A 19555-nucleotide genomic window follows, 5' to 3' on the forward strand; every position below is an offset into this window, starting at 1 on the left:
GAGTTGCCGGCGGGGCGGAGGGCATGGCATTATTTGAATATGACAACATTACCCGAACCGACACTGCGTCCCGCCCTGGTCGCCGACGCGCCCGCCATCGTCGCCCTGATCGACGACCTGATGCCCTTCTTGACCCTGCACCCGGACGGCGCGGGGGCGGAAAAGTTCATCGAGAACTGCCGCCAGCCCGCCATCGAAGGCTATCTGTCGCTGCCCAATTACGCCTACCAGCTCGCGCATATCGACGGCGAACTGGCCGGCGTGGTGGCCATGCGCGACAACACGCATCTGTTCCACATGTTCGTGCCGCGCGCCCTGCACCGGCGCGGCATGGCGCGCCGCCTGTGGCAGGCAGCGCGCGATGCGTCGCTGGCCAGGGGCGGTGTGACGGCGTTTACCGTCAACTCCTCGGCCTACGCCTTGCCCCTGTATGAAAGCCTGGGCTTTGTCGCCACGGGGCCGAAAGTGGAAACGGGCGGCATCGCCTTCGTGCCGATGCGCATGGAATGGACGGCCTGATTACCAGCGTACGATCTTGCCCGGATTCATGATGTTCTTCGGGTCCAGCGCGTGTTTGAGGGCGCGCATGGTGTCGATGGCGCCCTCGCCATGTTCTTCCACGAGGAAAGCCATCTTGTGCATGCCCACGCCATGTTCTCCGGTGCAGGTGCCGTCCATGCCGATGGCGCGCGTGACCATGTCGCTGTTGACCTTTTCCGCGCGCGCGATGTCGGCCGGGTCGTCGGGGTCGACCAGCATCTGCACGTGGAAATTGCCGTCGCCCACGTGGCCGATGATGGCATAGACGAGGCCCTGCGCCTCGCAATCGGCCTTGGTGGCGAGGATGCATTCGGCCAGGCGCGAAATGGGCACGCAGCAGTCGGTGGAAATGGCGCGGCTGCCGGGGCGCATCTGCAGCAGGGCGAAATACGCGTTGTGGCGCGCGGCCCACAGGCGCGAGCGGTCTTCGGGGCGGCTGGCCCACTCGAAATCGCTGGCGCCGTGTTCCGCCGTGATGGCTTGCACCAGCTGCGCCTGCTCGGCCACGCTGGCTGGCGTGCCGTGGAATTCAAACAGCAGCAGCGGCTTTTCCGGCAGCGCCATCTTGTCGTAGGCATTGATGGCCTTGACGCCGTTTTCATCGAGAAACTCGACCCGTGCCACGGGAATACCCATCTGGATGGTCTGGATCACGGCGCTGACGGCTTCGCCCGTGCCGGGGAACGAACAGACAGCCGCCGAGATCGCTTCGGGCAGCGGATACAGTTTCACGGTCACTTCCGTGATGATGCCCAAGGTGCCTTCGCTGCCGACGAACAAGCGCGTCAGGTCGTAACCGGCCGACGATTTTTTCGCCCTGGTCCCCGTCTTGATGATGCGCCCGTCGGCCGTGACCACCGTCAGGGCCAGCACGTTTTCGCGCATGGTACCGTAGCGCACGGCGTTCGTGCCCGAGGCGCGCGTGGCCGCCATGCCGCCCAGCGACGCATTGGCGCCCGGGTCGATGGGGAAGAACAGGCCCGTGTCGCGGAGCTCCTCGTTCAGCTGCTTGCGCGTCACGCCCGCCTGCACGGTGGCCGTCAAGTCTTCACTATGCACGGCTACCATGGCGTTCATTTGCGACAGATCAATCGTCACGCCGCCATGCAGGGCCAGCACGTGGCCTTCGAGCGAGGTGCCGCTGCCGTAGGCGATGACGGGCACGTCGTGCGCGCTGCACAGCTTGACGGCGGCCGCCACTTCCTCGGTGGAATGGGCGAAGATGACGGCATCGGGCAGCATGGGGGGATAGCTCGACTCGTCGCGGCCATGGTGTGCGCGCATGGCTTGCGTCATGGAAAAGCGGTCGGCAAAGATCAGGGAAAGTACGGCAGCAAGGGATACGGGCAGCGGTTTTTTCAGTACCGCCAACTGGTCAGTTTGATTCACGCAAGTCCTCCGTTTTTTTTATTCTACTCCGCGCCCGGGGATTTCACCGAAGCAGCAGATTGATTTTTTGCCAGTTGTAAAAAAATCCGCATGGCGGGCTGCGCATTGGTTGTAAATGAGAATCATTTCTATTAAAATGCCCGCCAGTAGTTATTTTGCAATGCGTGCTTCCACCCGAAAGGCCATGCCATGAAATTTCCCCTGTCCTTCGCCGCCGTCCTGCCCGCCTGCGTGCTGGCCCTGAGCGCCTGCAGCAGCATCGCTCCGCCGGCCGCCGCGACAGCCGCGTCCGCTTCTGCGCACGACGTGCGCCAGCTGGGCGAGATCGTCGACCTGCGCAGCGGCCAGCGCTTGACTGCCGAGCAATTGCTGGCCCAGCTGGCCGCCGCCCCGCGCGTCATCGTGGGCGAGCAGCATGACCAGCTCAGCCACCACCGGATCGAGCAGTGGCTGCTGCAGCAATTGCAGGGTCAGCGTCCGCAAGGCAGCGTGCTGCTGGAAATGCTGAACCCGGACCAGCAAGCCAGGGTGGACAAGGTCAAGCCGTGGCTGCAGACGGACCCCGTCGTGCGCCCGGAACATGTGGCCGAGCTGCTGGCCTGGCAGCCGAGCTGGAAGTGGGAGCAATATGGCGACCTGGTCATGACCGCGATGCGCGCGCCGTATCCCGTCTGGTCGGCCAACCTGGACCGCAGCGAGATCAAGCAACTGTTTGTCGATCAGCCTGCCGTGCAGGGCAAGCACTCGAACCTGGCCAACGAGGGCAAGGTGCATGACAAATTGAAGGACATCATCCGCGTCATGCATGACAACCAGATCGATGCGCCGCGCCTGGCCGCCATGCTGTCGGTGCAGCAGCAGCGCGACCGCCGCATGGCCGAGCGTCTGCTGGCCGCGCCCGCGCCCGCCGTGCTGATCGCCGGCGCCTACCATGCGCACAAGGACCTGGGCGTGCCGCTGCACGTGCAGGACTTGACGGGCGGCCCCGCGCCGCTGGTGCTGGTGCTGGCGCAGCAGGGCGCCACGGTGCTGGTGCCGCAGGCGGATTTTGTGTGGTACACGCCGGTGGCGGCGCCTGCCGTCGCCAGCGCCAAGTAATCTGTTGTAACTCCGCCGGGCGTTCAGCCCGGCATTCTCCCCCAGCAAGCTTCTTCGCAGCAGCCAGGTAGTTCGTCCGATTTTTTCTTACCTGTTGAAGCTTCCATGCGTATTTCCTGTATCAAAGCCGCCGCCGGCGGTGTATCTCTTTCCCTGTTGCATGCCGGCGCACAAGCGTCCGTTTTGCCGCATGACATGTCGCCGCTGGGCATGTTCGTCGCCGCCGACCAGGTCGTCAAAAGCGTGCTCATCGGTTTATTGATCGCCGCGCTGGCCACCTGGGTGGTCTTGCTGGTGAAGGGCGCCAGCTTGCTGCAAGCGCGGCGCGAAGCGGCGCAAGCCGTTGCCGTGCTGAAGACGGCCACGTCCTTGCCGGACGCGGCAGTAAAGAGCGGGGCGTCTGTGCTGGCGCAACGGTTGCTCGACGATGTGCAGCAGGAATTGCATCTGTCGCATGCCAGCGCGTCGGCGGCGGCCCTGAAGGAGCGGGCCGGTTTTCGCCAGGAGCAATTGATCGCGCACAAGGTACGCAGCCTGACGCAAGGCATCGGCTTGCTGGCGAGCATAGGCGCCGTGGCGCCCTTCGTCGGCCTGTTCGGCACCGTGTGGGGCATCATGAACAGTTTTATCGGTATCGCCGTCAGCCAGAGCACGAATCTGGCAACCGTCGCGCCCGGTATCGCGGAAGCCTTGCTGGCCACCGCCTTGGGTCTGGTGGCGGCGATACCCGCCGTCGTCATTTATAACCTGCTCAGCCGTGGCATCAACCAGTACAAGGCGCTGCTGCGCGCCGCCTCGGCGCAAGTGCTGCTGATGCTGAGCCGCGACCTCGACACACGCAAGCAGGCCTGAACCATGGCCAGCCTTTTCCCATCGCAGGACGACGACACGGCCGACATGCCGGAATTGAGTGAGATCAATGTCACGCCCTTCATCGACGTGATGCTGGTGCTCTTGATCATCTTCATGGTGGTCTCGCCGCTGGCCACCGTCGACCTGAAGATCGACTTGCCGGCCGCCACGGCCAAGCCCGAGCCGCGCCCCGACAAGCCCCTGTTCGTTTCCCTGAAAACGGACCGCAGCCTGTACCTGGGCGAATCGCCCGTGGCGCGCGGGCAGCTGGGCAGCCTGCTCGATGCACAGACGGGCGGCGACCGTCAGCGCACCCTGTTTTTCCAGGCCGACAAGCAAGCCGCATATGAAGACGTGCTGGGCGTGATGGATGCCCTGCGCCGGGCCGGCTACCTGAAAGTGGGCCTGGTGGGTAGGGAGGGCGGGTGAGTCCGCGTCCGGTATTGAACTGGGGCATCGCGACTTCTCTGGTGGCGGCCACGGCGCTGGCGCTGCTGCTGGGGGCGGCCTGGCAGCCCGTCGCCATTGCGCCCGTGCAGCCGCCCGCCAGCGTGATGGTCGTATTCGCCGCGCAAGCGATGTCGCCGGAGACACAACAGGCGGCAGCGGTCGGGGCGCGCCAGTCGGCCGCCTCCAGTGCCGCCCGGCCGAAAAAGAGTACGACCAAGCAAGAAGCGCTGCCCGTGCTGGCGCGTGCCGCCGCGCCGGACATCGTCGCGGCGGAAAAAGAGACGAAGGCAGAAACCAGTCCGTCGCCAGATCCCGGCAAGGATGCCGCCAAGGAAGCTGCCGTGCCCGCGCAGGCCAGCAGCAGCGCCACGCCGGCGCCAAGTTCGGTGCGCGGTCCGCAGGCGGCGCCGTTCGACAGCGACACGCCGCCCGCCAGCGCGGCGCCGGCCAGCTGGCAAAGCCGGGTACTCGGCCACCTGGCCCGCTTCAAGCGCTATCCGGGCGACGCGCGCCAGCGCAAGCGGGCCGGCGCCGCCTGGGTGCGCTTCCAGGTGGACCGCGACGGCAAGCTGCTGGCCAGCGAGCTGATCACTTCATCGGGCACGGTGCTGCTCGACCGCGAAGCGCTGCAAGTGCTGGAGCGCGCGCAGCCGCTGCCGGCGCCGCCCGCCAGCGTCTTACGCCAGGGCACGGTGACCGTCACCTTGCCCGTGTCGTTCAAGCTTGATGCCGGGAGCGGCCACGGCGCCAGCTGATTTTTTCACATTATTTCAATCACATAACAAATCGAGGGTGTATGCATATCAAGACAATGACGCAGGCCGTGGGCGTTTGCCTGGCCTTGCTGGCGCAACAAGCTGGGGCGCAGTCACAGGAAAGCGGCAAGGTGGAGTTTTCGCCGCTGAATGTGTCCGGTGAAACGGTTTCATTGGAACAGCAGGCGCTGGAAAAACCGGGCGCCGTCAGCGCGCGCGGCGCGGACACGCGCTTGCAGAGCGTGGACCAGATCGTGCGCAGCATGCCGGGCACGTTCACGCAGATCGATCCGGCGCAGGGCGCCGTCAGCGTCAACATCCGTGGCTTGTCGGGCCTGGGGCGCGTGAACATGATGGTCGATGGCGTGAGCCAGAATTACTACGGCAGCGCGCCTTCGTCCGTGTCGCACGGCGGCGTGCCCAGCAGTCAGTTCGGCGCCCTGATCGATCCGAACTTCATCATCGGCGTGGATGTGTCACGCGGCAATGTCGCCGGCGGCGACGGCGTCAATGCGCTGGCTGGCAGCGCCAATTTCCGCACCATCGGCGTCGATGACGTCGTCTTCGCCGGTGATAAGGTGGGGGCGCGCACGAAGCTGTCGGCAGGGAACAACGGTGTCGGACGCAGCGCCATGCTGGCCGTGGCCATGAAAAACCCCGCCTTCGATGGCGGCAGCGTAGGCTTTCTGGCCGCTACCAGCGCTAGCGTGATCGGCAACAACTACACGAATGCGAAAGGCGTCAACAGCGAAGAATTCGGTTTCGGCTACAACCGCTATTACAAGCAAAAGCCCAAGTCGCAACTGCTCAAGCTGGACCTTGCATTGAGCGACTTCCACGCACTGGAACTGTCGGCGCGCGATTACCGCAATACGTTCACGCGCCGCGATATCCAGAGCGATGATTACTATGTGAAATATCACTACACGCCATTTTCGGAATTGATCGACCTCAATGTGGTGGCCAGCAGCAGCCGTGGCAATCAGAAATACATGCCCGGGGCGCTGACCAATTTCATCAACACGAATACGGCCAACCGCGCCGACGCCATCGACATCAACAATACCAGCGGCTTCAGGCTGGCCGGCGGCGATGCGCTGGTGACGGTGGGTGGCAAGCTGATGCGCAACAAGTACAGCAAGCACGTGGAAAGCCTCGTCGAAGACCCGGACAATCCGGATGCGAACCAGCAGTCGATTGAAAACAATACCTTTGGCCCCGAGGGCAAGCAAAAGATCGACAGTCTGTACACGGGCCTGCAATACAACCGCGGCATTGTCCAGATCAACGCGGGACTGAACTACACCAGCTTCGAGCTGACGGGCCACAAGCCGGCCTGCGACGAACGCGTGAAATGTTTCCCGCAAGGGGCGAGCAATATCGCGCTGAAGGAACATGGCATCAATCCGTCGCTGCTGCTGTCGGCCCAGGTCGCGCCGTGGTTCCAGCCGTTTGCCAGCGCCGAACGCACGATGCGCGGGCCGAATCCGCAGGAAGTGTTTTTCTCGAATGACGGCGGGGCCTCGATGAATCCGTTCCTGAAGGGCGAGAAAGCGACGACCTACCAGCTGGGCTTCAATTCCAGCCTGCATGGCTTGCTGAGCAAGAACGACGTGCTGAACTTCAAGGCCCTGTATTTCAAGAGCAAGATCGACGGCTATATCACCAGCCAGTCCTTCCTCGTCTGCGATAACGGGCGCAAGTGCAATATGTCGGAAGTCATCGCCACGGACTGGGAGACGGTCGATGAGTATGTGACGAATATGTACATCTACATCAACTCGGCCACGCTCGTGCGCACGCGCGGCTGGGAGCTGGAAGCGCAGTACCAACTGGGGGCCATGTATGCGCGCCTGTCGTACACGCGTGAAAAGACCAGCCAGCCCACCTCGATCGCCAGCGCGTGGTTTGGCGCGGCCGACATCAGCGAGCTGCCCAGCACCTATTACAACCTCGACGTGGGCACGCGTTTGCTGGACAATAAAATGGAGATCGGCGCCATCATCAAGCACACGGGGTCGAACCGCCGCCTGTCGCCGGACAACGAAGCCGATGAAGCAACGGGTGAAGTGACGAAGGTGGACAATCCGAAGATCCCGGCCGTGATCGACTTGTATGCGAGCTGGCAGGTGACGAAAAACCTGTTCCTGCGCCTGTCCGTGCAGAACGCCATGAACAAGGATTTCTCGGAAGCGCTGAACCGGCTGAACTCGATGCCGTCGCAGTCGCAGGACAACATGCCGCTGAGCACGGCGCGTGGCAGGACGTATGTGGCGGGGCTGGAGTACCGGTTTTAAGGTGCACCCCAGCCCTCCGCTTAGGGGTTAATTAATACTCGCGTGGCGTGGTGCCGTAGTAGCTGTGGATGGAATTCGCCCACGTCTGGTCCGCCATGTTCGGCCAGTTATCGGTATCGAAGCCGGGCGCGTTTTCGATGCGTTCCTTGTCGACGTTCAGGGTGAAGCGCTTGTTGACGGTATCGAGCAGCAGCGCTTCCCAGGGCACGGCGAACAGCTTTTCGCCGATGGTGAAGACACCGCCGTGCGACATGACGGCATAGGCGATCTTGCCGCTGCGCATGTCGATCATGATTTCCTTGATTTCGCCCAGGTGTTCATCCTTGGCGTTGTGCACATGGTCGCCGATCAGGGTGTCGGCACCCATCAGTTCAGGGCCGGGGCCTTTGTGGCCGCGGTTGACATACATGCCGTAGGCGTCGCGTTCTTCGTAGCTCATGGTGGACCTCCTGTTGAAAAATCCCAGTCTGCGGCCAGGGCGCGGCAGGGTCTGTTCGCTCGCCCACACAAAGTATGGAATTGGAAATATTTCAATTCTTGCTATCGGGTAATTTTGTTGTGCGTAGACAGCAGGAGGGGGACGGATAGTCGGTATTTGGCGCAAATTTCCGCGCGCAGGGGGCGACGCAGGCGGGCTTTAGTGTATAATTTCAATTTCCCGCACGTGCCGTTCGGCACCATCTGCAATGACCAAATTTGTCTTCGTCACTGGTGGCGTTGTGTCTTCCCTTGGAAAAGGGATTGCCGCCGCCTCCCTCGCCGCGATCCTCGAATCGCGCGGCCTTAAAGTCACCATGCTCAAGCTCGACCCGTATATCAACGTCGATCCTGGCACGATGAGTCCTATGCAACACGGTGAAGTCTTTGTCACCGATGACGGGGCCGAAACCGACCTCGACCTCGGTCACTACGAGCGCTTCATCTCCACCCGCATGAAAAAGGTGAATAACTTCACCACCGGCCAGATCTATGAATCGGTGATCCGCAAGGAACGCCGGGGCGAATATCTGGGCAAGACCGTGCAGGTGATTCCGCATATCACCAATGAAATCCAGGATTACATCCGCCGTGGCGCCGAAGGCTACGACGTGGCCCTGTGCGAAATCGGCGGCACCGTCGGCGATATCGAATCCTTGCCCTTCCTGGAAGCGGCGCGTCAGCTGAGCCTGCGCGCCGGCCGCAAGAACACGGCCTTCGTCCACCTGACCCTGGTGCCTTACATCGCCTCGGCCGGTGAACTGAAGACCAAGCCGACCCAGCACTCGGTGCAAAAGCTGCGCGAAATCGGCATCTTGCCCAACGCGCTGCTGTGCCGCGCCGACCGCGCCATCCCGGAAGACGAGCGCGCGAAGATCTCGCTGTTCTCGAACATCGAGGAAGACGCCGTCATTTCCGTGTGGGACGTCGACACCATCTACAAAGTGCCGCAAATGCTGCACGACCAGGGCCTCGACAAGATCATCTGCGACGCGCTGGACCTCGATCCCGCACCGGCCGACCTGTCGATCTGGAGCAAGCTGATCTACACGATGGAGCACCCGAAGGCGGAAGTGACCGTCGGCATGGTCGGCAAGTATGTCGAGCTGACCGAGTCGTACAAGTCGCTGATCGAAGCGCTGCGCCACGCCGGCATCCACACGGAAAGCCGCGTCAACATCGAGTACATCGATTCGGAAGAAATCGAAACGACCGGTTGCGAGAACCTGGCCAAGTACGATGCCATCCTGGTACCGGGCGGCTTCGGCAAGCGCGGCGTGGAAGGCAAGATCAAGGCGGCCCAGTTTGCCCGTGAGCACAAGATCCCTTACCTGGGCATCTGCCTGGGCATGCAAGTGGCCCTGATCGAATACGCGCGCAACAAGGCTGGCATGCCGAACGCGAATTCGACCGAGTTCGACCTTGATACGGATCAACCCGTTGTTGCACTGATCAATGAGTGGCAAAACCACGATGGTAAAGTCGAGTTGCGCGATGAAAACTCGGACCTGGGCGGTACCATGCGCCTGGGCGCGCAGACCTGCGCCGTCAATCCGGGCACCCTCGCCGCCGAGATCTACGGCAGCGTGGTGACCGAGCGTCACCGTCATCGCTACGAAGCCAATAATCACTACCTGGCCCGTGTCGAAGCGGCTGGCCTGATCGTCTCGGCCCGCACGCCGAGCGAAGATTTGTGCGAAATCATGGAATTGCCACGCACGGGTGAGAATGCCCACCCATGGTATATGGGCGTGCAATACCATCCTGAGTTCAAGTCGACGCCACGCACCGGCCATCCGTTGTTTACCTCGTTCATCAAGGCAGCGCTGGCGCACAAAGAAGCCAACGCCGCTGCGGAATAACGCGGTCGATCGCGACAGTATTACCCGTAAGACAGCTCCCGGCCAGATGGTTTCCGCCGGGAGTTTCTTTGCCCCCTTTGTGCAATTGCGCATCAGAACGCAGTGTGCAGCCCCTGTTACGCTTAACTTTGGAGAATGACATGAGTGCTATTGTTGATATTATCGGTCGCGAAATCCTGGACTCGCGCGGTAACCCGACCGTCGAATGCGATGTGTTGCTGGAATCGGGCGTGATGGGCCGTGCGGCCGTGCCGTCGGGTGCCTCGACCGGTTCGCGCGAAGCCGTGGAATTGCGCGATGGCGATGCCAAGCGCTACTTCGGCAAGGGCGTGCTGCAAGCATGCGAAAACATCAATACCGAAATCTCCGAAGCCATCATGGGCCTGGACGCCAATGAACAGGCTTTCCTGGACCGTACCCTGATCGACCTGGACGGCACGGAAAACAAATCGCGCCTGGGCGCCAACGCCATCCTGGCCGTCTCCATGGCCGTCGCCAAGGCGGCCGCCGAAGAAGCGGGCTTGCCGCTGTACCGCTATTTCGGCGGTTCGGGCGCCATGCAGATGCCAGTGCCGATGATGAACGTCATCAACGGCGGCGCGCACGCCGACAACAACCTGGACATCCAGGAATTCATGATCATTCCCGTGGGCGCCCCGTCGTTCAAGGAAGCCGTCCGTTACGGCGCGGAAGTGTTCCACACGCTGAAAAAGATCCTGCACAAGAAGGGCCTGAACACCAACGTGGGCGACGAAGGCGGTTTCGCGCCATCGCTGGCCAACCATGAAGAAGCCATCAAGCTGATCATCCAGGCCATCGAAGAAGCGGGCTACGAGCCAGGCACGCAGATCGCCATCGGCCTCGATTGCGCCGCGTCCGAGTTCTACAAGAACGGCAAGTACGAAATGGAAGGCGAAGGCCTGAGCCTGACGGCCACCGAGTTCACCAACCTGCTGGCGACCTGGTGCGACAAGTACCCGATCATCTCGATCGAAGACGCGATGCACGAAGGCGACTGGGACGGCTGGGCGATCCTCACCAAGGAACTGGGCAAGAAAGTGCAGCTGGTCGGCGACGACCTGTATGTCACCAACACCAAGATCCTGAAAGAAGGCATCTCGAAAGGCATCGCCAACTCGATCCTGATCAAGATCAACCAGATCGGTACCCTGACGGAAACCTTCGCCGCCATCGAAATGGCCAAGCGCGCCGGCTACACGGCCGTCATTTCGCACCGCTCGGGCGAAACGGAAGATTCGACCATCGCCGATATCGCCGTTGCCACGAACGCCCTGCAGATCAAGACCGGCTCGATGTCGCGTTCGGACCGCATGGCCAAGTACAACCAGCTGCTGCGTATCGAGGAAGACCTGGGCGACATCGCCAGCTACCCTGGCCGCGATGCGTTCTATAATCTGAAGTAAGCTGATGTAAAACCCACTGGCCGGCCGGAGATATCCGGCCGGTTTGTTAACCGACTACCCCATGCGCCTGATTACGCTCGCCCTGGCAGCCCTGCTGCTGCTGATCCAATTTCCCCTCTGGCTGGGTAAAGGCGGCTGGCTGCGCGTTGCCGACATGGAAGCCCAGGTGGCGGTGGCCAATAAAAAGAATATGGAATTGAAGGCGCGAAACGCCAAGCTCGAATCCGAAGTGCGCGACCTGAAAGATGGTACGGGCGCCGTCGAGGAGCGTGCCCGCTATGAGCTGGGCATGGTCAAACAGAATGAGATTTTCGTGCAGATCGTGCGCAAGGGACAAACCCCGCCACTGCTGGAAACGCCGGTGGACGCTGCCGCGCCGCACTAAGTCCTGCTCACTTCCCGCTTGCCAGCCTGGACCGATTGCCAGGCTGACATGTCATATTGTTACCTTGTTACCTTGTACTGCTGCACACTATTGCCTTGCTGCTTGCTGCTTGCTGATCAGAAACGCGCCTTGCCGGTCGAGATCAGGTAGAAATGGATGCCGGTAACGACGACGGCTACGGCGATCAGTGCGGTTTCGAGAAACATCATATAAAGATCCTTTCAGAGTATTGAGTTAGCCGCGCGAAGCGAGGAAACGCAGTTCGGCTGCCAGATTCGGCATCAGCTTTTCGTAGCGGTTCGCTTCCGAGTTCAGCAGGGCGAAATCGCGCTTGCTTGGGCGCACATAGCGCTCGTCGTCGGCGCTGGTCGTCGCGGTGGCGATGACTTCCTTCTGGGCCAGTTCGCTGTACGGCTTGGAAGCGAGCAGGGCGCCCAGGAAGGCGCGCGTGGCGCGGCCCAGGTTGCTGAAGTAGTTGTCGTTGTCGTTGCTGTAGGTGTTGGTAAAAGTGGACATATGCCCTCCATGAATGGTCTGTTGTTGCATTGCACAATAATGGAGTTGGCGATATATGTCTAATTTCAAATTCCAATTTCAGAAATTCAAGAAACGAATAATAAGGGCGTAGCCGCCGGCCACGCCCTGAAAAAGAATTTGTTACCAAATGTTTATCCGGCGGCGATGCGTCCCAGGCCCGGATCGTCGCTGAAAAAGCCGTCCAGTCCCGTCTCGATGTAACGCCGCATTTCCGCCACGGATCCGGCTTCGTTGCGCGCATTCTCGCCATTGCCGTCGCGGAAATCGGCCGCCAGGAAACGGTTTTCCGGGCGGAAGGTCCACGTGTGCAGCAGCAAGCCCGCCTGGTGCGCATCGTCGACGATGGACGAGGGTTTTGCCAGGCGCTGGTCGGCGCCCAGCGCGATGACGCCACGCGTCGGCGGCGCCACCACGTCCGCGTAGGCGGCGATGTCGCGCAGGCCGGCCGGTGTGGTCATTTGTCCAAACGTCAGCTTTCCGCCCGCCTTGACGACGTCCATCGGGCGCACGTCGCCGCCCACCACCAGCTGCATCAGGCGCACGTTGGCGCGCCGTCCCAGCTTCTCGCGCAGGTACTTCAGATTCGCCACTTCGAAGGACTGGATTTCGATCGGCGCGCGGCGCGTGTATTCGTGCGCCAGCATGGTCGACAGGAAACGGTCTTCCAGTGCCAGGCCCGCATCGCGGAAATACGTGGAGCTTTTCAGTTCGGGCACGAGGCCGATGACGCGGCCGCTGGCGGCTGATTGCGCTGCAACAAAATCGATGATTTCTTCCCAGGTCGGGATCTGGAATTGTCCATCGTACAAGGTGTTGCCGGTGCGCACTTTCGGCAGCCGTTCGATGGCGCGCAGGGTTTTCAGTTCCGCCAGGGTGAAGTCGTCGACGAACCAGCCTTCGTGCCATTCGCCATCGACCATCTTCTTGCCGCGCCGGCTGGCAAACTCGGGCCGGCGCGCCACGTCGGTGGTGTCGATCAGGTTGCTTTCGTGGCGTGCCACGAGGATGCCGTCGCGCGTGGCCACCAGGTCCGGTTCCACGTAGTCGGCGCCATCGGCGATGGCCTTGGCGTACGACGCCAGGGTATGTTCGGGGCGCAGGGCGCTGGCGCCCCGGTGGGCGAACACGAGCGGACGGCTTGGGGGCGTGGCCAGCAGGCCGGCGGCAAAGCCCGGTGCTGCCGCCAGGGCCAGGCCGCCTACGGCCGCCTGGACGAAGTTGCGGCGCGAAAAGTGCCGTTGCGGGAGGATGGGGGAGCGCATCAGAAGTCCGCCGTCAGGGTCAGGAAGCCCTGGCGCGGGGCGATGGGGAAGGTGTTGTACGTCTTGTCGGCCGCGCCCACCACCACGTTCAGCGCACCTTCGCGGTTGGCCAGGTTGCTGACGTTCACGCGCCAGCGCGGGTTTTTCAGCCAGCCGGCCATGGCCGGCAGCTTGCCCGACACGCCCAGGCCCATCAGGAAATAGCTGGGCACGGACAAATCGTTGGTGTACGTCGCGTAGCGCTTGCCCACATAGTCTCCCGTCAGTTGCACTTCGATATCGCCAAACGTGGCGGAAGCGACGAACTTGTTCAGCCATTCCGGCGAGCCCGGCACGTTCTTGCCAGCGGTCAAGACCAGCGCGGCGCCATTGTTGTAATTGTCCGCGTACTGCGAGCGGTTGTACGACAGGGCATTGTAGAACGAAAAATTGTTGCCGAAGTGGATAGTACCGGCGATATCGATGCCGTCCGTGCGCACGCTGCCCACGTTGGCCAGCACGGGATTGCCGCCGATGATGGAGGAAATCACGGGCGTGGGGCTGATCTGCAGTAAACGGTTGCTGAAATCGACGTGGTAGACGTTGACCTGGCCATCGATGGCCGTGATGGCGCCCAGGTTCAATGGATGGCTGCCGCGCACGCCCACTTCATAGGTGAGGGCTGTTTCCGGTTTGGCGTCGCGCTTGAACAAATCAAAAGCGGCCTGGCTCGACAAGCTCCATGGCGAGGCGCCGCCGCCGCCATAGGTGACGAACTGGCGCATGTTTTTCTGGATGTTGAAATACAGCTGGTCTTGCGGCGTGAAGTCCCAGCGCGCGCCCACTTGCGGCAAGAACCATTTTTTCGTGTTGATGGTGCCCACCGGCAAGGCCGTCGAGCCGCCCGCAATGGCGCCCAGGGCCGGCTGCACGGGGAATTGGCCGTCGGCAAACTGCAGGCTGGACTTGAAGCCGGCCTGCAGGGCGATATCGGGGCGGATGCGCCATTCATCCTGCAAGTGCAGCTGCACCACCTTGTTGTCGATCTCGCTGCCGTACTGCGTGATCAAAGGATTGCTGGGGCGGTCGTAGGGCGAAGTCGGGTTGTTGACGTCGAGCGCATACCAGCGGCGGTAGGCGGACGAGCGGTTCTGTTCCAGCCACAGGCCCGCTTCCAGCTGGTGCTCGCCGATTTCCTTGCGCACGGTGGAAATGAAGCCGCCGCGCTTGATGTCGTATTCCGTCGTGCGCACGGCGTAGCCCGAGTTGCCGAACACCTGTTTCAGGTTCTGTTTCGGATAGTACACGCTGAACAGGCCCGGCAAGCCGGCCACGCCGATGGGGCCGGCCACCACGCCCGCGCCGTCATCCTTGTGGTAATACACCTGGTTGGACCAGGTCATGCCTTCGGACAAGTTGGCGTCGAACTTGGCATATGCCAGGTAATCGGTGCGCTGCGCATCGCTGTAGTAATTGCGGTAATTGTTGCCGTCGGCGGCAGGCGTCGCGCCCGTGGGCGACAGGTAATTGAGGGCCGCCTTGAAGTCCGGATACAGGAAGGGGCGCGTGTACGGTGCGCTCGTTTCGCCCGCCACGTGCACGGTGCTGTCTTCGTTCGGCTCGATCTTGTCCGAGTAATTGAAGAACAGGGTCAGCTTGCCCGCCTCGCTGCGGTTGACGTATTTGGCATTGAACTGGTCGCCGCCCTGGCGCGCATCGAAATCCCAGGCGCGCGCTTCGTGGTGCAGGATGGAAAAGTAGGCGCTGCTGCCGTCGCCGAAGGCGCCCGTGTCGTAGCGGGCAAACGTGCGCGAGGTGCGGTGGCTGCCCACCGTTTGCTGCAGGCTGGCGCCCTGCGTGGCCAGCGGATCGCTGGAATACGTCTCGATGGTGCCGCCCAGGTTGCTGGTCGAGGCTGTGGCCAGGTCGCCCGCGCCCGAGGACAGCACGACGCTGCGCACGTTTTCGCTGATGACGGCGCGCTGCGGCGACAGGCCGTTGTAGTTGCCGTACTGCTGGTCGCCCAGCGGCACGCCATCCATGGTGTAGCCGAGTTGCTGGCCGGAAAAGCCATGCACGAACAGCGACAGGTTTTGCTCGTTGTTGCCCCATGGATCGGCCGTCTGGAAGCTGACGCCAGGCAAGGTTTGCAGGGCTTTCAGGGGATTCGTGCCGGGCAGGATTTTCTGGATTTCATTCTTGCTCAGGGCAACGGAAGAGCGCGTCTTGCGCGAGGAAATCTCCACGGTGGCCATGGGGGCGTTGTCGTCGGCAGCCGGGGCGGCAGCGGCTGCCATGTCGGTAGTGGCGGACGCCACGGCGGCGGCCACGGCCGTTTGCGCCAGCGCCGGCAAACTCAAGCCCGCGGCGCAGGCGCCCAGCAAAACATGGAAGGAATGGCGGCGCAGGGCCAGCGTCAAGTGGGTGGTCATCATCAGCCTGTGGAAAGTGGGAAGTAATACAAGCTGCGCAGCGTAACGGCGGCGCGTGACGGGCTGATGACGAACTGATGACGGAACGATGACAGTGGAAACAATTGCGCCGCCTCAAGGGCGGCGCGGCAGATGCATTGCGAAACTGTAATGCTTAGTTGATGCTGGCGGCTGGCGGAATCAAGACCTCGGCCGGCGCATCCGTGATGAACAGCTGCGCGCAATCGACCTTGTCGAACTCGTAGTGCTGGCCGCAGAAATCGCAGTTCACGCCCACTTGCCCTACTTCGTCCAGGGTGCTGTTGACTTCTTCCTCGCCCAGCATCTTGAGCATGTTGCCGACTTTTTCGCGCGTGCAGCTGCAATGGAAGCTCGGGTGCAGCGGGTCGAAGACGCGGATCGTTTCTTCCCAGAACAAACGCTGCATCAGGGTATCGATGTCGGTCGACAGGATTTCCGTCTCTTTCAGGGTCGACGCCAGCATCACGGCGCGATTCCACGTGTCGAGCGCGTCTTCTTCCGAGACGGGCGTCGCTTCGGCCTTGCCGCCATGGTGGGGCAGCTTTTGCAGCAGCAGGCCGCGCGAGACGGTGTCGTCGGTGGCCAGCCACAGACGGGTGTCGAGCTGTTCCGAACGCAACATGTAGTTTTCGATCACGGTCGCCATGTCGTCGCCGTCCAGCGGCACGATGCCCTGGTACGGTTGCTGGCCCGGCACCTTGTCGGCCGGGTCCAGGGTGATGATGAAGCGGCCCTTGCCCGTGGCGTTGAGCAATTGCGGCACGGTGGCCACGTCGGGGATGGCAGCGTCCGGGTCCAGCTTGGCCGTGGCGCGCAGGCGCAGGTCGGAATCGCACTCGACGACCATCAGGCGCACGGGACCGTCACCATGGATTTGCATGATGATGGAACCGTTGAATTTCAGGTTGGCCGACAGCAGGGCGCCGGCGGCCACCATTTCGCCCAGCACTTTTTTCACGGCCGTCGGGTAGGCGTGGCGCGACACCACTTCCTGCCAGGTGGTCGATACGTCGATGAACTGGCCGCGCACGGCGGCATTGTCGAAAATAAATTTTTGCAGGGTATCCTGGCCCGGGATGGCGGCGCTGACGGCGCCCGTGGTTTCAGTCGTCATTCTCTTATCCAATCTTCTTGAGTTGCGTATTAAATAGCTGGCCGCGCTGCACATAGTTCACGGCGTTGCCTTGTAGCCTGGTGATATCGTCTGCCGTCAGGGCCCGCACGGCCTTCGCCGGTGAGCCGATGATCAGCATATTGTCGGGAAATTCCTTGCCTTCCGTGACCAGCGCGCCCGCGCCGACCAGACAGTTTTTGCCGATCTTCGCGCCGTTCAGGATCACGGCCTGGATGCCGATCAGGGCACCATCGCCGATCGTGCAGCCATGCAACATTGCTTGGTGGCCAATGGTCACGTTCCGGCCGATGTCCAGCGGGTAGCCCGGGTCCGTGTGCAGCACGGCGCCTTCCTGCACATTGCTGTTGGCGCCCACGGTGATGCGTTCGTTGTCGCCGCGAATCGTGGCGCCGAACCATACGGAGGTATTCGCTTCCAGCGTCACCTTGCCGATCACGTTGGCCGTGTCGGCAACAAAAGCGGAAGCATCAATCTGCGGCGCATCGGCGCCCAATTGGTAGAGTGTCATCGTTAGCCTGTGGCTGTGGTGGAAGCGCCGGGCAGGGCCGGACGCGGAAGTTTACGGTGCTGCGTACGCTATTTTACGCTGTTGCAGGACAAGTCCTGCCGCCGACCGCCAATCCGGTATAATTATCGAACGGTCGTACTTTTATATGCGCACTATCTACAGACACAGCATGTGGCGCCATCCGCGCCACTTTCAAGGCAGGCAATGAGATGAAACCCATGAAACTTTCCCGTTCCGAATTCATCAGCATCCGCGGCGCCCGCACGCATGTGCGCCACTGGGGCCGCGAAGGCGCGCCCATCCTGTTCATGGTGCACGGCTGGATGGACGTGGCCGCCTCGTTCCAGTTCGTCGTCGACGAGCTGGCGGGCGACTGGCACGTGATCGCGCCCGACTGGCGCGGCTTTGGCCTGAGCGACTACACGCAATCGGACACTTACTGGTTCCCCGACTACCTGGCCGACCTGGACGCCATGCTGCTGCACTATTCGCCGGACGCGCCCGTCAAGCTGCTCGGTCACAGCATGGGCGCCAACGTGGCGGGCCTGTACGCGGGCGTGCGCCCGGAACGCATCAGCCGCTTCATCAATCTGGAAGGCTTCGGCATGATGGCAACGAAGCCGGAGCAGGCGCCGGGCCGCTACGCCAAGTGGCTGGACGAATTGCGCGAGCCGCCCGCCATGCGCAGCTATCCTTCGCAGCGCGCCGTGGCCGAGCGCCTGCAAAAGACCAATCCCCGCCTGCCGGACGCGCGCGCGGCCTTCCTGGCCGAACACTGGTCGGCGCAGAACGAGGCAGGCGAGTGGGATATCCTCGGCGACCCGCAGCACAAGCGCGTCAATCCCATCCTGTACCAGGTGGAAGAAGTGATGGCGTGCTGGCGCCGCATCACGGCGCCCGTGCTGTGGGTGGAGGCCGACGACACAAATATGTGGCAGTGGATGGGACCCAAGGAACAGGCGCGCATCGAGATCGACCGGCGTTTGGCCTGCATCAAGGATGTGCGCTGCGAGATGATGGCGGATGCGGGCCACATGCTGCATCATGATCAACCGGCGGCATTGGCGCGGCTGGTGGAAGCATTTTTGGCCTGATGTGTGTCTGGAACGCTGCAGCGCAATTTGACAAGCAGCGTACAATGAAAACTTCTTCCATGCTGAGCCCGTGCAGGGTATTGTTTTCACATGCTTAAAGTCGACCTGCATTGTCATTCGAATATCTCCGACGGCGTGCTCGCGCCTGCCGCCGTGGCTGCGCACGCGCGCAAGGCGGGCGTCGATGTATGGGCGCTGACAGACCACGACGAAGTGTCCGGCGTCGCCGCCGCGCGCACGGCCGCGCTGGACCTGGGCATGCGTTTCGTGGCCGGCGTGGAAATCTCGATCACGTGGGCCGGTGAAACCGTACACATCGTGGGCTTGCAAGTCGATGAAAACAATCCGGGTCTCGTGCAGGGCTTGCACCAGACGCGCTCGGGGCGCGACGCGCGCGGCCGCGAGATCGCCCGCCAGCTGGACCTGGCCGGCATCCCCGACGCCTATGAAGGGGCCTTGAAATTCGTCGGCAACCCGGACCTGATGTCGCGCACGCACTTTGCCCGCTACATCGTGGAAACGGGGAAATGCGCGAATATCCCCGACGTGTTCAAGAAGTACCTGTCGGAAGGCAAGCCGGGCTACGTCGAGCACCGCTGGGCCACCCTGGCCGAAGCCGTGGGCTGGATACGCGGCGCGGGCGGCGTGGCCGTCATCGCCCATCCTGGCCGCTACCGCTTCAGCGACATGGCGCAAGGCGTGCTGTTCGATGAGTTCAAGCAACTCGGCGGCGTGGCCATCGAAGTCGTCACGGGCAGCCACAGTCCGGACCAGTATCCGGAATACGCGCAGCTGGCCAACGCCTACGGCTTCCTCGCCTCACGCGGCACGGATTTCCATGCGCCGGGCGAGTCGCGCGTGGATTTCGCCATGCTGCCGCCGTTGCCCGCCAACGTGACACCGATCTGGCACGACTGGTTTTAGCTGACAGCCAGGCAAATCTGCTGCGCGGCGCGCTTTGCGGCCGGCGATGCTCGCTGTACTAAAGTACAGCTGCGCTTCTCGGCCACAATTCCCATCCGCTCGCGACGATTTTTTTAGACATTAAGTGCAGGATG

General features: G+C 62.3%; 18 protein-coding genes. 11 read left to right on the top strand and 7 right to left on the bottom strand.

Translation table 11 applies throughout. The features are described 5' to 3' along the window. Nucleotides 1–39 precede the first annotated feature (39 nt). Nucleotides 40–519, top strand: coding sequence for a GNAT family N-acetyltransferase (locus ACQ4WQ_RS02395; protein ID WP_436494419.1), 480 nt, complete (start codon nt 40–42; stop codon nt 517–519). Here the strand turns inward: ACQ4WQ_RS02395 and ACQ4WQ_RS02400 are convergent, their stop codons facing one another. Beyond that, nucleotides 520–1929, bottom strand: coding sequence for an FAD-binding oxidoreductase (locus tag ACQ4WQ_RS02400; RefSeq protein ID WP_414654680.1), 1410 nt, complete (start codon nt 1927–1929; stop codon nt 520–522). A 189-nt stretch (nt 1930–2118) separates the two neighbouring features. On the opposite strand from ACQ4WQ_RS02400, the gene ACQ4WQ_RS02405 reads away from it, so the two are divergent. From ACQ4WQ_RS02405 to ACQ4WQ_RS02425, 5 genes are all read left to right on the top strand, one after another. Beyond that, nucleotides 2119–3027 carry a ChaN family lipoprotein gene (locus tag ACQ4WQ_RS02405; protein ID WP_436494422.1) on the top strand — a complete coding sequence of 303 codons (909 nt, stop codon included), beginning with the start codon at nt 2119–2121 and terminating at the stop codon, nt 3025–3027. Between the two features lie 105 nt (nt 3028–3132). Beyond that, nucleotides 3133–3879 (top strand): tonB-system energizer ExbB, encoded by a 747-nt coding sequence (exbB, locus tag ACQ4WQ_RS02410; RefSeq protein ID WP_436494424.1) that lies wholly within the window; start codon nt 3133–3135, stop codon nt 3877–3879. Nucleotides 3880–3882: 3 nt separating this feature from the next. After that, the gene (gene exbD, locus ACQ4WQ_RS02415) at nt 3883–4308 is read left to right on the top strand and encodes a TonB system transport protein ExbD (protein WP_436494426.1); all 426 of its coding nucleotides are present in this window, start codon (nt 3883–3885) and stop codon (nt 4306–4308) included. After that, complete coding sequence (locus ACQ4WQ_RS02420) at nt 4305–5084, top strand: energy transducer TonB family protein (RefSeq protein ID WP_326456313.1); 780 nt, start codon at nt 4305–4307, stop codon at nt 5082–5084. The genes exbD and ACQ4WQ_RS02420 overlap by 4 nt, the downstream gene beginning before the upstream one ends. A gap of 41 nt (nt 5085–5125) precedes the next feature. After that, nucleotides 5126–7381: a TonB-dependent receptor domain-containing protein gene (locus ACQ4WQ_RS02425; RefSeq protein ID WP_436494428.1), complete on the top strand. Its 2256-nt coding sequence runs from the start codon at nt 5126–5128 to the stop codon at nt 7379–7381. A 31-nt stretch (nt 7382–7412) separates the two neighbouring features. Here the strand turns inward: ACQ4WQ_RS02425 and ACQ4WQ_RS02430 are convergent, their stop codons facing one another. Beyond that, the gene (locus tag ACQ4WQ_RS02430; protein ID WP_070221439.1) at nt 7413–7820 is read right to left on the bottom strand and encodes a PRC-barrel domain-containing protein; all 408 of its coding nucleotides are present in this window, start codon (nt 7818–7820) and stop codon (nt 7413–7415) included. Between the two features lie 247 nt (nt 7821–8067). Between ACQ4WQ_RS02430 and pyrG the strand changes: the two genes are divergently transcribed. The 3 genes from pyrG to ftsB all read left to right on the top strand — a co-directional run bounded on the left by pyrG (nt 8068) and on the right by ftsB (nt 11529). Further along, on the top strand, nt 8068–9720 hold the full coding sequence (gene pyrG, locus ACQ4WQ_RS02435) for a CTP synthase (RefSeq protein ID WP_326456315.1): 1653 nt from the start codon (nt 8068–8070) through the stop codon (nt 9718–9720). A gap of 140 nt (nt 9721–9860) precedes the next feature. Then, a complete protein-coding gene (gene eno, locus ACQ4WQ_RS02440) occupies nt 9861–11144 on the top strand; it encodes a phosphopyruvate hydratase (protein ID WP_070260371.1) in 1284 nt (427 codons plus the stop codon). Nucleotides 11145–11205: 61 nt separating this feature from the next. After that, on the top strand, nt 11206–11529 hold the full coding sequence (ftsB, locus tag ACQ4WQ_RS02445; RefSeq protein ID WP_035821182.1) for a cell division protein FtsB: 324 nt from the start codon (nt 11206–11208) through the stop codon (nt 11527–11529). Between the two features lie 234 nt (nt 11530–11763). Here the strand turns inward: ftsB and ACQ4WQ_RS02450 are convergent, their stop codons facing one another. The 5 genes from ACQ4WQ_RS02450 to ACQ4WQ_RS02470 all read right to left on the bottom strand — a co-directional run bounded on the left by ACQ4WQ_RS02450 (nt 11764) and on the right by ACQ4WQ_RS02470 (nt 17403). After that, the gene (locus tag ACQ4WQ_RS02450) at nt 11764–12045 is read right to left on the bottom strand and encodes a hypothetical protein (protein ID WP_058049567.1); all 282 of its coding nucleotides are present in this window, start codon (nt 12043–12045) and stop codon (nt 11764–11766) included. Between the two features lie 152 nt (nt 12046–12197). Next, the gene (locus ACQ4WQ_RS02455) at nt 12198–13328 is read right to left on the bottom strand and encodes a glycerophosphodiester phosphodiesterase (protein ID WP_436494431.1); all 1131 of its coding nucleotides are present in this window, start codon (nt 13326–13328) and stop codon (nt 12198–12200) included. Beyond that, nucleotides 13328–15742: a TonB-dependent receptor gene (locus ACQ4WQ_RS02460; protein ID WP_436494433.1), complete on the bottom strand. Its 2415-nt coding sequence runs from the start codon at nt 15740–15742 to the stop codon at nt 13328–13330. The genes ACQ4WQ_RS02455 and ACQ4WQ_RS02460 overlap by 1 nt, the downstream gene beginning before the upstream one ends. Nucleotides 15743–15893: 151 nt before the next feature. Beyond that, nucleotides 15894–16874: an Hsp33 family molecular chaperone HslO gene (hslO, locus tag ACQ4WQ_RS02465; protein WP_436494435.1), complete on the bottom strand. Its 981-nt coding sequence runs from the start codon at nt 16872–16874 to the stop codon at nt 15894–15896. A gap of 4 nt (nt 16875–16878) precedes the next feature. Then, nucleotides 16879–17403 carry a gamma carbonic anhydrase family protein gene (locus ACQ4WQ_RS02470; protein ID WP_070291789.1) on the bottom strand — a complete coding sequence of 175 codons (525 nt, stop codon included), beginning with the start codon at nt 17401–17403 and terminating at the stop codon, nt 16879–16881. Between the two features lie 218 nt (nt 17404–17621). On the opposite strand from ACQ4WQ_RS02470, the gene ACQ4WQ_RS02475 reads away from it, so the two are divergent. Both ACQ4WQ_RS02475 and ACQ4WQ_RS02480 read left to right on the top strand, forming a co-directional pair. Beyond that, the gene (locus ACQ4WQ_RS02475; protein WP_436494438.1) at nt 17622–18497 is read left to right on the top strand and encodes an alpha/beta fold hydrolase; all 876 of its coding nucleotides are present in this window, start codon (nt 17622–17624) and stop codon (nt 18495–18497) included. Nucleotides 18498–18587: 90 nt separating this feature from the next. After that, the gene (locus ACQ4WQ_RS02480; protein WP_436494440.1) at nt 18588–19421 is read left to right on the top strand and encodes a 3',5'-nucleoside bisphosphate phosphatase; all 834 of its coding nucleotides are present in this window, start codon (nt 18588–18590) and stop codon (nt 19419–19421) included. Nucleotides 19422–19555: the final 134 nt, after the last annotated feature.

Source organism: Janthinobacterium goodfellowi, assembly GCF_051380695.1.
Lineage (GTDB): Bacteria > Pseudomonadota > Gammaproteobacteria > Burkholderiales > Burkholderiaceae_D > Janthinobacterium.